The sequence below is a fragment of the Amycolatopsis dongchuanensis genome, assembly GCF_039542405.1.
In the GTDB taxonomy this organism is placed as follows: Bacteria; Actinomycetota; Actinomycetes; order Mycobacteriales; family Pseudonocardiaceae; genus Amycolatopsis_E; species Amycolatopsis_E sacchari.
In genome coordinates, this window is sequence record NZ_BAABIB010000063.1 from 37885 (window position 1) to 51736 (window position 13852).

13 protein-coding genes are annotated in these 13852 nt (G+C 74.4%); 10 read left to right on the forward strand and 3 right to left on the reverse strand.

Annotated elements, in window-relative coordinates:
- Nucleotides 1-6: 6 nt before the first annotated feature.
- From ABFX51_RS14960 to ABFX51_RS15000, 9 genes are read left to right on the forward strand one after another with little or no spacing between them, the layout of a single operon-like run.
- Complete coding sequence (locus ABFX51_RS14960) at nucleotides 7-1011, forward strand: ABC transporter permease (protein ID WP_346054036.1); 1005 nt, start codon at nucleotides 7-9, stop codon at nucleotides 1009-1011.
- The gene (locus tag ABFX51_RS14965) at nucleotides 1011-2060 is read left to right on the forward strand and encodes a zinc-dependent alcohol dehydrogenase family protein (protein WP_346054037.1); all 1050 of its coding nucleotides are present in this window, start codon (nucleotides 1011-1013) and stop codon (nucleotides 2058-2060) included. Before ABFX51_RS14960 ends, ABFX51_RS14965 begins: the two co-directional genes overlap by 1 nt.
- A complete protein-coding gene (locus tag ABFX51_RS14970) occupies nucleotides 2057-2974 on the forward strand; it encodes a DUF4380 domain-containing protein (protein WP_346054038.1) in 918 nt (305 codons plus the stop codon). The genes ABFX51_RS14965 and ABFX51_RS14970 overlap by 4 nt, the downstream gene beginning before the upstream one ends.
- Complete coding sequence (locus ABFX51_RS14975) at nucleotides 2971-3714, forward strand: SDR family NAD(P)-dependent oxidoreductase (RefSeq protein ID WP_346054039.1); 744 nt, start codon at nucleotides 2971-2973, stop codon at nucleotides 3712-3714. Before ABFX51_RS14970 ends, ABFX51_RS14975 begins: the two co-directional genes overlap by 4 nt.
- Before the next feature lie 28 nt (nucleotides 3715-3742).
- A complete protein-coding gene (locus ABFX51_RS14980) occupies nucleotides 3743-4456 on the forward strand; it encodes a FadR/GntR family transcriptional regulator (protein WP_091505339.1) in 714 nt (237 codons plus the stop codon).
- A complete protein-coding gene (gene dgoD, locus ABFX51_RS14985) occupies nucleotides 4453-5598 on the forward strand; it encodes a galactonate dehydratase (protein ID WP_091505338.1) in 1146 nt (381 codons plus the stop codon). Before ABFX51_RS14980 ends, dgoD begins: the two co-directional genes overlap by 4 nt.
- Before the next feature lie 8 nt (nucleotides 5599-5606).
- The gene (locus ABFX51_RS14990; protein ID WP_346054040.1) at nucleotides 5607-6230 is read left to right on the forward strand and encodes a bifunctional 4-hydroxy-2-oxoglutarate aldolase/2-dehydro-3-deoxy-phosphogluconate aldolase; all 624 of its coding nucleotides are present in this window, start codon (nucleotides 5607-5609) and stop codon (nucleotides 6228-6230) included.
- Nucleotides 6227-7126: a sugar kinase gene (locus ABFX51_RS14995; RefSeq protein ID WP_346054041.1), complete on the forward strand. Its 900-nt coding sequence runs from the start codon at nucleotides 6227-6229 to the stop codon at nucleotides 7124-7126. Before ABFX51_RS14990 ends, ABFX51_RS14995 begins: the two co-directional genes overlap by 4 nt.
- Nucleotides 7123-7965 (forward strand): SMP-30/gluconolactonase/LRE family protein, encoded by an 843-nt coding sequence (locus ABFX51_RS15000; protein WP_346054042.1) that lies wholly within the window; start codon nucleotides 7123-7125, stop codon nucleotides 7963-7965. The genes ABFX51_RS14995 and ABFX51_RS15000 overlap by 4 nt, the downstream gene beginning before the upstream one ends.
- 6 nt (nucleotides 7966-7971) lie before the next feature.
- Here the strand turns inward: ABFX51_RS15000 and ABFX51_RS15005 are convergent, their stop codons facing one another.
- Complete coding sequence (locus ABFX51_RS15005; protein ID WP_346054093.1) at nucleotides 7972-8784, reverse strand: alpha/beta hydrolase family protein; 813 nt, start codon at nucleotides 8782-8784, stop codon at nucleotides 7972-7974.
- Nucleotides 8785-8990: 206 nt separating this feature from the next.
- Between ABFX51_RS15005 and ABFX51_RS15010 the strand changes: the two genes are divergently transcribed.
- Complete coding sequence (locus tag ABFX51_RS15010; RefSeq protein ID WP_346054043.1) at nucleotides 8991-11471, forward strand: helix-turn-helix transcriptional regulator; 2481 nt, start codon at nucleotides 8991-8993, stop codon at nucleotides 11469-11471.
- Here ABFX51_RS15010 and ABFX51_RS15015 read toward each other — a convergent pair.
- Together ABFX51_RS15015 and ABFX51_RS15020 are read right to left on the reverse strand one after the other, a co-directional pair.
- On the reverse strand, nucleotides 11468-12436 hold the full coding sequence (locus tag ABFX51_RS15015) for an anti-sigma factor RsbA family regulatory protein (protein WP_346054044.1): 969 nt from the start codon (nucleotides 12434-12436) through the stop codon (nucleotides 11468-11470). The two genes, ABFX51_RS15010 and ABFX51_RS15015, sit on opposite strands and share 4 nt — an antisense overlap.
- Nucleotides 12437-12595: 159 nt before the next feature.
- The gene (locus ABFX51_RS15020) at nucleotides 12596-13762 is read right to left on the reverse strand and encodes an IniB N-terminal domain-containing protein (RefSeq protein ID WP_346054045.1); all 1167 of its coding nucleotides are present in this window, start codon (nucleotides 13760-13762) and stop codon (nucleotides 12596-12598) included.
- Nucleotides 13763-13852 lie beyond the last annotated feature (90 nt).

Consider the following 13852-nt stretch of genomic DNA (forward strand, 5'->3'; position numbering starts at 1 on the left):
AAGACCATGACCGTTATCGACTCCACGCCCCAGCAGCGTCGCGGCAGCGTGGGCAGGCGCCTCGGCGGGCGCTCGCTGAACGAGATCGGCCTGCTCGCCGCGATCGTGGTGCTCTACGTCGTGCTCGGCAGCACGGCCGCCGGGTTCCTCAGCCTCGACAACCAGCTCGGCATGCTCCGGGACGCCGCCACCGTCGGCATCGCCGCCTGGGGCGTCACGCTCGTGATCATCGCGGGCGAGATCGACATCAGCATCGGGCCCGCCGTGGCCTTCTCCTCGGTGCTCGTCGCGAAGGCGGCGACCGAGTGGGGGCTGGGCATCGGCCCGGCGGTGCTCGTCACGCTCGTCGCCGGTATCGCGTGGGGCGCGCTCGCCGGCTGGCTGCGGGCCCGCTTCGACGTGCCCTCGTTCATCGCGACCCTCGGCGTGTGGAGCGCGCTGGGCGGCCTGGGGCTGTACCTCACCGACGCGCTGCCGGTGGTGCTGCCCGACAGCGGCTTCTTCACCGTCCTCGGCGGCACGGTCCTCGGCATCCCCACCCCGGCCGTCGTGATGGTCGTGCTGTTCTTCGTCTTCGCCTACGTCGCCCGCTACACCGCCTACGGCCGCTCGGTCTACGCGGTCGGCGGCAACGCGCCCGCCGCCAGGATGGCGGGCGTCAACCTGGCGAAGATCCGGATCCTGCTGTTCGCCACCACCGGGCTGCTCTCGGCGATCACCGGCGTACTGCTCGCCGCCCGGCTCGGCTCGGGCAACGGCGGTGCCGCGTCGGGGCTGGAGTTCGACGTCATCGCGGCGGTCGTCATCGGCGGCACCGCGCTCGCGGGCGGGCGCGGCTCGATGCTCGGCACGCTGCTGGGCGTCGTGTTCATCACCGTCATCAGCAACGGCCTCGTGCTGCTGGGGGTGAACTCGTTCCTGCAGAACGTGGTGCGCGGCGTGATCATCGTGGTGGCCGTGCTGGTGAACGTGATCATCACCAAACGGGCCCGCGCGACGAGGGAGAGTTGATGAACGAGGAACGGACGATGTCCGGGGTGTACCTGCCGGGCGATTCGACGGCGGTGCTGCGTGACCTGCCGGTGCCCGAGCCGGGGCCGGGCCAGGTGCTCGTGGAGGTGGGCGCGTCGGGCATCTGCGGGTCCGACATCGGCTACATCTACCACGGCCACAAGGGACACCGCGGGGTCGACGGGCCCGCCTACCGCGGGGTCGTCGCCGGGCACGAGCCATCCGGCCGGATCGTCGCGGCGGGGCCGGGTGTGCGGCGGTTCGGGGTGGACGACCGGGTGATCGTCTACCACATCGCGGGCTGCGGGCTGTGTGACAACTGCCGACGCGGGTACTTCATCAGCTGCACCGCGCCCGAGCGGAAGGCCTACGGCTGGCAGCGCGACGGCGGGCACGCGCACTACGTGCTCGCCGAGGAGTCGACGTGCGTCCCGCTGCCCGACGAGCTGTCGTATGTGGACGGAGCGTTGATCGCGTGCGGGTTCGGCACGGCGTACGAGGGACTGCGGCGCATCGGCGTGAACGGCGACGGGGACCTGCTGGTCGTGGGGCTCGGCCCGGTCGGGCTCGCCGCGGGGATGATCGGCAGGGGCATGGGCGCGCGCCGGGTGGTCGGCGTCGAGCCCTCGGAGCAGCGGCGCGAGTGGGCCTCGGGGCTGGGCGTCTTCGACGAGGTGCTGACCCCGGACGACGAGATCGCGCCGGTCTCTGCCACCGCGATCGACTGCTCGGGTTCCCGTGCGGGCCGCGCCACCGCGATCGCCGGTGCGGCGGAGTGGGGCCGGGTCTCGCTGGTGGGCGAGGGCGGCACGCTCGAGACCGAGGTCTCGGACGCGTTGCTGCACAAGCAGTTGACGCTCTACGCCTCGTGGGTCACGTCCCTGACGGCGATGACGGAGCTGGCGGTGAACCTCGCGCGGTGGGGCCTGCGCCCGGAGCGCGTGGTGAGCGACCGGTTCCCGCTGGAGGACGCCGCGAAGGCGTACGAGCTGGCCGCGGGCGCGAGCCAGGGCAAGGTGGTCCTGCTGCCCTCACCGGAGCTGGCGTGATCGAGTACGGGGACGGGGCGCTGTGGCTCGACAACGGGCTGCTGCGCCTCGGCCTGGTGCCCGCGCTCGGCGGGCGGCTGCTCTCACTGTCCACTCCGGACTCCGGGGAGCTGTTGTGGCGCAACGAGGAGTTGCTCACGGATGACCTGGTGCTCCGGCGGGAGCACCGGCCGCACGGCGGCACCCTCGGTGACTGGGTCAACTACGGCGGCGACAAGACGTGGCCCGCGCCGCAGGGCTGGGAGCGGGAGGACCAGTGGGCGGGTCCGCCGGATCCGGTGCTCGACTCGGGCGCGTACACCGCTGAGGTTCACAACGGCGCCGACACGGATGTCGTCACCCTGACCAGCGGTGACGACCCGCGCACCGGGCTGCGGCTGAGCAGGCGGTTCGAGCTGGCCCGAGGGCGATGCGGCTACCGGCTCACGCTCACCGGCACCAACACCAGCGCCCGCACGGTGCGCTGGGCGCTGTGGAACGTCACGCAGCTGGCCGCGGACGGGGCCGGCGGCACGGACGTCGCGGGGCCGCCGGAGGTCACTGAACTGCTGGCGGGCACGGGCTTCCCGCGGTGGCGGCCGACCGCGGGCGGCGTGCACGTGCCGCACCAGGACGTCGTGGGCAAGCTCGGCTTCCCCGCCGCGACCGGGCGCTGGTCGCACACCGGGAACGGGAGCACACTGACCCAGTCGTTCGCGGTGGACCCGGCGGCCGCGTACCCGGACTCCGGCTCGCGCGTGGAGGTGTGGATGGAGCATCCGCTTCCCGCGCCGCTGGCCGGTCTCGGCGACCTCGACCCGCCCGCGCGGATCGTCGAGTGCGAGGTGCTCGGGCCGTTGACGACGCTCGCGCCGGGGGAGCGGATGACGTTGACGATCGACTGCGAGGTGACCGCGGGAGAGGGGGAAGGGTGAAGGGACGCGTCGCGGTGGTGACCGGCGCCGCCCGGGGCATCGGGGCGGCCACCGCCGTCCGGCTGGCCGCCGAGGGGGCGGCGGTCGCGCTGTTCGACATCGAGGACGGCGTCGAAGCGGTCGCCCGACGAATCGACGAAGCCGGCGGGAAAGCGCTTCCCGTGCGCTGCGACGTCAGCTCGGAGGACGCCTGGGCCACGGCGGTGGCCCAGTGCCGGGCCGAGCTGGGGCCGGTCGACGTGCTGGTCAGCAACGCCTACACCGTCGACGTGCTGCCCGCGCACGAGACGAGCCTGGCGTCGTGGGAGCGGCAGCTGTCGGTGAACCTCACCGGCACGTTCCTGGGCTTCCGCACCTGCCTGCCCGACCTGTCGCGGCACGGCCGCGGCGCGGTGGTGCTCACCTCGTCGGTGCACGCCCACTTCGGCCTGCCCGGACGCCCCGCGTACGCGGCGACCAAGGCCGCGCTCACCGGGCTCGCGCGGCAGCTCGCCGTGGAGTACGGCACCGTGCTGCGGGTCAACGCGGTGCTGCCGGGGCCCGTGCTCACCGAGGCCTGGAACGGGATCGGGGAGGCCGACCGGCGGCGCAGTGCGGAGGCGACGGCCGTGAAAAGGTTGGGCACGCCCGAGGAGGTCGCGGCGGCCATCGCGTTCCTCGCCGGGGACGACGCCTCGTTCGTCACGGGAGCCGAGCTGACCGTCGACGGCGGCTGGAGCGTCGTCAAGGATTCGTCGTGACGGCGAACGCGAACGGGAGGAACAGCGAATGGCGGGCTACAGCGGCCGCGGGGTGCACGGGCAGACGGTGGCGGCGCTCGGCGGCCGGATCGTGTCGGGGCACTACGCCGAGGGGCACGTCCTCGACCTCGCCGAGCTCGGCCGCGAGCTGGACGTCAGCATGACCGCGTTGCGTGAGGCGCTGAAGGTGCTCGCCGCGAAGGGGCTCGTCGAGGCCCGCCAGAAGCGGGGCACGTACGTGCGCGGCCGCGAGCACTGGAACCTGCTGGACAGCGACGTGATCCGGTGGCGCAGCGAAGCGGGGGACACCCTGGGCGTCCTGCGTGACCTCGCCGAAGTGCGAGCGGTGGTCGAGCCCGCGGCCGCCGCCATGGCCGCGCGGCGGCGCGACGAGCGCGACCTCGCCGAACTCGACGCCGCACTCGACGAGATGAAGCGGGCGAACAACCCGCTGAACGAGGTGCTGGCCGACATCCGCTGGCACCGCGCGCTGCTGTGGGCCACCCACAACGAAATGCTCGCCAGGATGGACGTGTTCATCGAGCCCGCGCTGCGCCTGCGGGACGGGATCGTGCACGAGTTCAGCGACGACGACCCGGTGCCCAGCCACGCGGTCGTCGTCGAGGCCGTGCGCCGGGGCGATCCGGAGGCCGCCTCGGCGGCGGTGACCGCCCTGCTGGAGAAGGCCGCCCACGACGTCGCCGGGATACTCGGCGACAGGAAAGAGAAAGACGACGCGTGAAGATCATTTCCGTCGAGACGTTCCTGGTGCCGCCGCGGTGGCTGTTCTGCCGGGTGGCCACCGACGACGGGCTCGTCGGCTGGGGTGAACCCGTGGTGGAGGGGCGGGCCGAGACGGTCCGCGCCGCCGTCGACGAGCTGGCGGACCTGCTGCTCGGCCGCGATCCGCGCCGCGTCGAGGACCTGTGGCAGCTGATGACCAAGGCCGCCTTCTACCGCGGCGGGCCGGTGTTGTCGAGCGCCGTGGCCGGGCTGGACCAGGCGCTGTGGGACATCCTCGGCCGCTCGCTCGGCGTGCCGGTGCACCAGCTGCTGGGCGGCGCGGTGCGCGACGAGGTCCGGGTCTACGGCTGGATCGGCGGGGACGAGCCCGCCGAGGTCGCCGAAGCCGCCGCCGCGCAGGTCGCGGCCGGGCTGACCGCGGTGAAGATGAACGCGGCCGGCCGGGTGAACCGGATGCCCGGCCGTGCCGAGGTGGCCGAGATGGTCAGCAGGGTGGCGGCCGTGCGCGAGGTGCTCGGCGACTCCCGTGACGTGGCGGTCGACTTCCACGGCCGGTTCGGGGTGGCCGCCGCGCGGCGGGTGATCCCGGAGCTGGCGCCGCTGCACCCGCTGTTCGTCGAGGAGCCGGTGCTGCCCGAGTACAGCCACCGCCTCGGTGACGTCGTGTCGGCCACCACGGTGCCCGTGGCGTGCGGGGAGCGGCTGTACTCGCGTGCCGAGTTCCTGCCGGTGCTGCAGGCGGGGATCGCGGTGGCGCAACCGGACCTGTCCCACGCGGGCGGCATCTCGGAGGTGCGCCGGATCGCCTCCCTGGCCGAGACGTTCGACGCGCTGCTGGCCCCGCACTGCCCGCTGGGCCCGCTGTCGCTCGCGGCGAGCCTGCAGGTGGCGTTCTCGACGCCCAACTTCCTCATCCAGGAACAGAGCATCGGCATCCACTACAACGTCGGCGCGGAGGTGCTCGACTACGTGCTCGACCGCGAGCCGCTGGCCTTCCCGGACGGGGTGATCCGCCGCTGGGAGTCGCCGGGGCTGGGCGTGGAGATCGACGAGGACGCCGTGCGCGAGGCCGACCGCAAGGGGCACCGGTGGCGGCCACCGGTGTGGCGGCACGACGACGGCTCGTTCGCGGAATGGTGAGGACGGACATGGACTTCAAGGAACTGCTGGCACACCACCGGCTGATGGCGATCATCCGCGGCCGGGACGCCGACGCCTCGGTGCGCACCGCGGAGGTGCTCGTCGACGCCGGGGTCTCGCTGCTGGAGGTGTCGCTGACCTCGGCCGACGCGCTCGGCGTGCTGGGCCGGATCACGGCCTCGCTGGGCGGACGGGCGCACATCGGCGCGGGCACGGTGCTGACGGCGGAGGACGCGAAGAACGCGCGTGACGCCGGGGCGGAGTTCGCCGTGACACCCGCGCTCGGCGAGGGCGTCACAGCCGCGCTGGAGCTGGGCCTGCCCGTGCTCGCGGGCGCGATGACGCCCAGCGAGGTGCTCGCCGCCGCGCGGGCGGGTGCCACGGCGGTGAAGCTGTTCCCCGCGGACGCGCTCGGTCCCCGCTACGTCAAGGCCCTCGGTGACCCGTTCCCCGGTCTCGGGCTCGTGCCCGTGGGCGGCGTCGCGCTCGCCGACGTGCCGCGGTACCTCGCGGCGGGCGCGCTGGCGGTGGGTGTGGGCAGCCCGCTGAGCGGGGACGCGCCGCACGGCGGTGACCTCGGCGCGTTGCGCACGCGGGCCGAGGAGTTCCTGGCGGCCGTGGGGACGCGATGACGGTCGTGACCGTGGGGGAGACGATGGTGGCCCTCCGCGGGGAAGGACTGCTGCGGCTGGGCACGTCGTTCCGCACGTCCATCGCCGGGGCCGAGTCGAACGTCGCGATCGGACTGTCGCGGCTGGGGCACCGGACGCGGTGGGTGAGCCGCGTCGGCGAGGACGAGGCGGGTGAACTCGTCCTGCGCACCCTGCGCGCCGAAGGCGTGGAAGTGTCCACTGTGGAACGTGGTCCCGGTCCGACGGGGCTGATCCTGTTCGAGCAGCGGCTGCCGGACGTCACGCGCGTGCTGTACTACCGCGACGGCTCGGCCGCTTCCACGCTCACCGCCGCCGACGTCCTGCCCGCGCTGACGGGGGCCACGCTGGTCCACCTGACCGGGATCACGCCGGCGCTGGGTGAGGGTCCGCGCGCGGCGGCGGAGGCCGTGCTGGACAGCGAGGTTCCCGTCTCGTTCGACGTCAACTACCGCTCCCGGCTTTGGTCGGCCGAGGCGGCGGCGGAGGTGCTGACGCCGCTGGCCCGCCGGGCCCACGTCGTGATCGGGTCGGCGGACGAGCTGGCCCTCGTCGGCGGTACCGAAGCCCTGCTGGCCGCGGGCGTCCGCGAGGTCGTGACGAAACAGGGCGCGGACGGTGCGTCCGCGTCCACAGTGGACGGCACGTGGCAGGCGCCGGGGCAGCGCGTGCCCGTGGTCGACTCCGTCGGCGCGGGCGACGCCTTCACCAGCGGCTACCTCTCCGGGCTGCTGGACGGGCTGAGCGTGCCCGAGCGCCTGGCGCGGGGCAACGCGTGTGGCGCGTTCGCCGTCGCCACGTCCGGCGACTGGGAAGGCCTGCCGACGCGGGCGGAGCTGGGCTTGCTGGGCGTGGAGGAAGGAGCGGCGCTGCGATGACGCCGGACTGGACGGCGTGGCCGGGTGAGCGGTTCGAGCTGGGCGAAGGGCTGCGGCTGGTGGACGGCCGCCTAGTCATGGTCGACATCCTGCGGGGCAGGCTGCTCGAACTGCCCGAAGGCGCGCCACCCCGCGAACTCCTCAAGCTTGCCGAACCGCTGGGCGCCGTCGCGCCGCTCGCGGGTGGCGGCTGGCTCGCCGCGGCGGGCACGGGCATCGCGGTGCTCGGCGGGTCCGTGCGGTGGCTGGCCCGGCCGGAGAAGGCCCCGGCGATGCGGATGAACGACGCCGTCGCCGATCCCGCGGGGCGGTTCTGGGCCGGTTCGATGGCCTACGACGCCACGCCGGGCGCGGGCTCGGTGTACCGGGTGGACCCCGGCGGTTCGGTGACGGCGGTGATCACCGGCCTCACGGTGCCCAACGGCCCGGCGTTCGACGCCGACGGCACGACGGTGTACCTGGCCGACAGCGCCGAGGGCGTGATCTTCCGGTACACCGTGGACGCGGCCACGGGTGAGCCGGGGGAGCGGGAGAAGTTCGCGACCGTGGCCGGCGGCAGCCCGGACGGCATGACCGTGGACGCCGAGGGCTTCCTGTGGTCGGCGATCTGGGGCGCCGGGGAGGTGCGGCGCTTCGCCCCGGACGGCACGCTCGACCGGGTGCTGCCGGTGCCCGCCCGCCAGCCGGCGAGCGTGTGCCTGACCGGCGAGCACCTCGTCGTCACCACGGCTCGGGTCGGCCTGGACGCGCCGGGCGAGCTCGACGGCGCCGTGCTGTCCACCCCGATGGCGGTGGCCCCGCTGCCGACCAGGGTGGCCCGGGTCGGCAGCGGGGCCTGAAGCCCGTCAGTAGGGGCAGGTGTCGAGGTACTGCGAGATCGCCGCGTCGTCCGGGGCCGGGCACAGGAACTGGTCGTAGCGGGTGTCGTCGTCGAGGAACCGCTTGAACCACGAGATCATGTACTTGGCCATCGTCGTGTTGGGCGTGTTCGGGAAGAAGTGGCTGGCGCCCCGCAGCTCCATGTACGCCTTGTCCGAAGTGGACGGCAGCGAGGAGTAGAACCGCTCGGAGTGCGTGGACACCGGGGCCACGGTGTCGCTCTGCCCGCCGATGATGAACGTCGGCACGGTGACGGACGAGAAGTCCTTGTTCAGGTCCCACGGCGCGAGCGGGACCGCGGCCTGCAGGCTCGGCCGGTCCTTCGCCGCCTCCAGCGTGCCGCCGCCGCCCATCGAGTGCCCGGCCACGCCCAGCCGGGAGGCGTCGATGCGGGTGCGCACGGAGCTGCGGCCGGTCAGGTAGTCCAGTGCCGCGAGCAGCTGGTCACCGCGGCTCGCGGGCTGGTCGTACCGGGTCAGGGTGTCGATGGTGAACACCACGAACCCCTGCGAGGCCAGACGTGGGCCGATCCAGGAGATGCTGCTCTGGTCGGCGGTGTAGCCGGGGGCGATCGCGACTGCGGCGAAGGTGCCTTCGCTGGTCGTCGTGGGGTAGTAGATCGTGCCGCCACCGAAACCGGAGACCGACAGCGAAGACACCGTGGTCCGCGAGACCTGGTACGGGCCGGTGGTGGCTTCGATGCTCGACTCCGTCGGGTCGGGACCGTGCTGGTACGGGCTCGCCTCGGCGGGGTTCGCGGCGAGCGTGCCGACCGCCATCGCGCAGGCGAAGACGAGGCTCGACCAGGCTTTCGCGCTTCGTCGCACTGTTGTTCCTCCTTCAGTACGGGGAAGATCACGGTGACAGCGCCCGCGTCCCCTCGCATCGGTGTATCCGCCGGTGTGCCCAGCCTCTCCTTGCGCAAGGGGTTCACCGTGCGGTGTCATGTGTTCGGGAACGATTTTCACCACCGGGTGGGGGTGCGATGGCTGCTCCGCTGCACGGCCGGGACGCCGCACGCGCCGCGCTGGCCGAGCTGACCGCGGCGGTGCGGTCGGGGCGGGGCGGCGCGCTCGTCCTCAGTGGATCGAGGGGCACGGGCAAGACAGCGTTGCTCGCCACCGTCGCCGAAGAAGCCGCTGACCTGCGGGTTCTCCACGTCGACGAGACGGAGCCGCCCGGCTGCCCGGAGCCTGGCGCACTGGTGCTGGCCGACGACGCGCACCGCCTTCCCGCCGCCTGCCGCGAGAACCTCCTCCGCGCCGTGCGGCGCTGCCCGCGGACCGGGTTCGTGTTCGCGGTGGCACCGGGCAGGCACGAGCCGTTCGAGGGGCTGCCGGAGGTGCCGCTGCCCCCGCTGTCCGCTGAGGACGGTGACCGGCTGCTGTCCGGGGTGGCGGATCCGACGGTGCGTGCCGCCTTGTTCGCCGCCACGGGCGGCGTGCCCGCGGACCTGCTGGAGCTGGCGGGAGCGCTGACCCCCGCCCAGCTCGCGGCGCGGCAGCCGCTGCCCCGCGTGCTGCCGGTGCGGGGACGGCAGCGGGCACGGCTGACCGCGGAACTCGCCGCGCTGTCACCGGAGGCACGCCGGCTCGCGCTGATCGTCTGCTGCGACACCGTGCTCGACCTGGGCGTGCTCGCCCGGTGCGGGGAGGACGGGCTGGCCGGATGCCTGCGCTCGGAGTTCGTCCGGGTCAGCGGGGACGAGGTGCGCCCGGCGAGCCCGGTCGTCGGGGCGACCGTGTACGCCGGAGCGAGCGAGGACGAGCGGCGGGCCGCGCACCGCGCGCTGGCCGCGGCGCTCGATCCGCTGAGCCACCGCACGCAGTGGATCTGGCACCGCGCGTGTGCCGGAGGCGAGCCCGGCCCGGAGGTCGCCGGAGAGCTGGTCGAAGCCGCGGCCGCCGAACCTCCCGAGCGGGCGGCCGAAGCGGTGCGGCGCGCGGCGGAGGTGACCCCACCCGGCGAGGCGAAGGCGGAACGGCTGATCGCCGCCGCCGGCCGCTACTGGGCGGCGGGTGCCCCGTTCCCCGCGAGGGAGCTGCTGCGCCAGGCACACGAGCACGCGACCGGGCCGCGGCTGGGCCGGATCATGGCGTTGCGCGGGGAGATCGAGCTGCGGGACGGGGTGCCTGCGCTCGCCCGGCACGACCTGTCGCTGGCCGCCGAGCACCTGCCCCCGGCCGAAGCCGCGGTGGCGTTGCTGCTCGCGGAGGAGGCCCGCCGGGCGGCCGGGCACCTGCCGGAAGCCACGCCCGACGAATGGCAGACCGTGGCCGCGGCGGCTCCGGACACGCCACCCGTCCGGCTGATGAGCGCCTACTGCTCGGGCATGCACGCCGCGCTGGCCGGGGACCGCGAAACCGGGGGTGCCGCGCTGCGCCGGGTCGTCGAGGAGGGCACCGCCGCCAGGGACGCGCTGTCGGCCGTCCGCGCGAGCGAGGCCGCCATGGTGCTGGGCTCGCCGCGCCTGGCCCACGACCGGGCGGCCGCCGCGGTGAGCAGGGCCCGGCTCGCCTCCGACGACGCGGTGCTGCCCGCGGCACTGGCCCAGCTCGCGCTCACCGCCGTGCTGCTCGACCGGCCGCGGATGGCGCTCGCCGCCGCGGAGGACGGCCTGTCCTCGGCCCGGGCCGCGGGGCAGCGCAACAGCGAGGCCGAGCACCTCGTGCTGTCCGCGCTCGCCGCCGCCTCGCTGGGAGACCGGAACGTCGCCGTGGCGCGGCTCGACCAGGCCGCGTCCCGGGTGGAGGCGGCGGGGCTGGCGCGCACGGCCGCGCTCGCGCAGTGGGTGCACGCGTGTGTCGACCTGCTCGACGACCAGCCGGAGGACGCGTTGCGGCGGCTGGTCCCGTTGCTCGCCGGGGAGACCGCGCGGCCGATGTTGCGCGTTGCGGCGGCGCCGCAGCTCGTCGAGGAGGTGCTCAACCGGTACGAGGCGTGGGCGCGGGCCACCGGCACCCCGGCGTGGCAGGCGTTCGCGGCGCGGTGCCGGGCGCTGTACGCCGAGGATTTCGCCGTGGCGGAGCGGCATTTCCAGGAGGCGCTGGAGCTGCACCGGGCCGGGGAGGCGACGCTCGAACTGGCCAGGACCGAACTGCTGTACGCGCGACGGCTCCGGCGGGCGCGTCGTTCGCGCGAGGCCCGCGCCCAGCTGCGGGACGCGCTGCGGCTCGTGCAGGCCTGCCAGGCGGGTTACTGGGAGGAGCGGGTGCGCGCGGAACTGCGGGCGGCGGGTGACAGCGTGGCCCGGCGGAGCGCGCCGTCGCTGGGATCCCTGACGCCGCAACAGGAGCAGATCGCGCGGCTGGTCGCGGCGGGGGAGACCAACCGGGAGATCGCCGCGCGGCTGATGCTCTCGCAGCGCACGGTCGAACACCACCTGCGCAACATCTTCGTGCGGCTCAACCTGCGGTCCCGCGTGGAGCTGGCCGGCGCGCTCAGCCGCGCGGGCTCGGGCTCCTAGCCGGCCGCGCGGGAGTCCTTGCGGCACAACGCCTGGATCGTGGTGCCGTCGGGTGTCGTGTGGACGCGCACGAGGTCGGCCAGGTGGTTGACGAGCAGCAGGCCACGGCCGCCCTGCTGGTGCGGGGCCGCGGGGCGGCGGCCGACGAGGGGATCGGCGAGGTGGCCACCGTCGCGCACCTCGCAGACCACGTGCTCGTCGTCGTCCCACAGGTGCAACACGGCCTTCGCCGCCTCGGTGTGCACGAGGCTGTTCGTGACCAGCTCGGTGGCGATGAGTTCGAGGTCCTGCGCCCGCTCCGGCGCGAGCCCCCGGCGGGTGGCCTCGGCGACGGTGAACCGGCGGACGGCCGACAGCTGCCCGACCTCGTGCACGGCCAGCTCGGCCGCGCCGGACGGCGACTCCAGCGGCTGGTTGTACTGCTGGACCACCGCGTCGGGCGCGTAGCCGTCGCTCGGCAGGACCCTGCCGTCCTCCCACAGCACCGGGTGGGTGGCCCGCGCGTCGGACAGCGCGACCTCGTCGAGCCCGTCGGTGTCGTAGGGGCAGACGATGGTCACGTCGCGGCCGGTGAAGGCGGCGTTGATCAACGCTTCGTGCTGGGCGCACGCCGGGTACTCGCGGCTGCTGCGGCCCGCCCAGATCGGTTCGCCGATGATGCGCACCGGGCGGCCGGCGTGCCGGTCGGCGAAGGCGCGGAGCACGCCGGGGATGATGCGGCCGGGGTTGCGGCCCGCGACGGTCATGTCGGTGAGCTGGACGTGCACCGCGTCCGCGCCCAGCGCGTCGCGGAGGAGACCGAGCTGCCTGCCCGGCACGGCGACGGCCACGGGCTCGTCGCGTTCGAGGCCCTGCCGCACGAAGGGCACGAGCCCGGCGAGGTACTGCTCGTCGCCGCTGTAGAACAGGGCGGGGTGCTCGAACCGCTCGCGGGATCTCGTCCCGCTGTCCCCACCGCTTGTCACTGTTACCCCGTTACCAATCGCGCTCGTGCCCTGTGGTCCCGGCCCAGCGCGCGCCACCGGCGCATCCAGACTCACCGCCACCATAGCGCCGTCGCGCCTTGATCGCCCGGGCGAGTCCGGGAGCCGGGCCCCCGCGAACGGGGCCCGGCTCCCCGCGGGTCAGTGCCCCAGCGGCAGGTCGGTGTGCAGGGCGTCGCCCAGGTCGGGCAGGGCGGCGGTGTGGTCGAGCACGCCGAGGTCGGAGATGCCGGTGTGCGCGACGACGCCGGAGGTCGCCGCCTGCGCGGTCGAGACCACGTCGTGCGCGACGTCGGGCACCTGCGCCACGTGCGGCAGCTGGGCCACGTCCGGCAGCGACTGCGGCAGCTGGGTCGCCACGTGCACCGGCACGTCCGCGGGCAGGTCCACCGGCAGGTTCGGCGCGGGCAGGGCGGGCACGTGGCTCAGCGCCTCGGGTACCACCGAAGCGGCGCTGTCGACGTGCTGCGCGACCTCGGAACCGGCCTGGGCGACCGCGTTCGCGACCTGGTCGCCGGCGACCGGGGCGGCGTAACCGGCGAGGGCCGCGCTGTCGTTGTAGACCGCGCCCGCGGCACCCGCGACCACGGTGTGCGCGTAGGTCCCGGTCGTGTCGACGGCGGGGGTGCTGTCGCCGAGCAGGTCGGAGTCGAGCGACGAACCGAGGTCGCCGACCGAGCCGAGGCTGGGCAGCGCGATGGCGTCGACGCCCACCGCGTAGGCACCGGCCGGGCTGACCGACTGCACCGCCCCGGCGACCGAGCCGTCGGCCGCGGCCAGCGCGCCGCTGAGCGCCGCGTCGGCGGTGGTGACACCGGTGGTGGCGGACAGGGCGTCACCACCGGCGGCGACGCTGCCCGCGAGCTGGCCGACCTCGGTGACGGTCGTGCCGGCGACCGAGGCGCCACCGCCGCTGACGGCCGCGGCGAGGGTGCTGTCGACGTGCTCACCGGCGTAGGCGACCGAGCCGGCGAGGCCCGAGTCGGAGGCCGAGGTCGCGGTGGCCAGCGAGCCGAGGCCGCCGGGCAGGGTCCCGGCGACGCAGCGGAGGTGCTCGATGGCGCAGTCCAGGTTGTCCGGCAGGTCGGCGGGCAGCGCGGCGAGCGCGGACTCGACGGCCTCGGCGACGGGCGCCGGGACGTGGTCGGTCACCAGGGCGGTGACCTCCTGCACGTCACCCGCGGTGATGTCGGACAGGCCCGCGCCCGCGAGCACGCCGGCCGGGTCGGCGAGGAAGGCCGACTGGCTGGTGCCGTCGGTCACGAGGGACAGCACGAGGTCGTGCAGGGACTGGATCGGCTGGGACAACGGAGTCTCCATGAGGTTTCCGGACAGTGACGATGTGCGCGGCAGCTACCGCACGACCCGGTCGAACCTAGAGATGATCTTCGTCGGTGG

Bases quoted from the DNA above. Each gene is read 5' to 3' on its own strand.
- ABFX51_RS15000 (WP_346054042.1), top strand. From the start codon at position 7,123: ATGACGCCGGACTGGACGGCGTGGCCGGGTGAGCGGTTCGAGCTGGGC.
- ABFX51_RS14980 (WP_091505339.1), top strand. From the start codon at position 3,743: ATGGCGGGCTACAGCGGCCGCGGGGTGCACGGGCAGACGGTGGCGGCG.
- ABFX51_RS14995 (WP_346054041.1), top strand. From the start codon at position 6,227: ATGACGGTCGTGACCGTGGGGGAGACGATGGTGGCCCTCCGCGGGGAA.
- ABFX51_RS15005 (WP_346054093.1), bottom strand. From the start codon at position 8,784: ATGGCGGTCGGCACGCTCGCCGCGAACCCCGCCGAGGCGAGCCCGTAC.
- ABFX51_RS15010 (WP_346054043.1), top strand. From the start codon at position 8,991: ATGGCTGCTCCGCTGCACGGCCGGGACGCCGCACGCGCCGCGCTGGCC.
- ABFX51_RS14965 (WP_346054037.1), top strand. From the start codon at position 1,011: ATGAACGAGGAACGGACGATGTCCGGGGTGTACCTGCCGGGCGATTCG.
- ABFX51_RS14990 (WP_346054040.1), top strand. From the start codon at position 5,607: ATGGACTTCAAGGAACTGCTGGCACACCACCGGCTGATGGCGATCATC.
- ABFX51_RS14960 (WP_346054036.1), top strand. From the start codon at position 7: ATGACCGTTATCGACTCCACGCCCCAGCAGCGTCGCGGCAGCGTGGGC.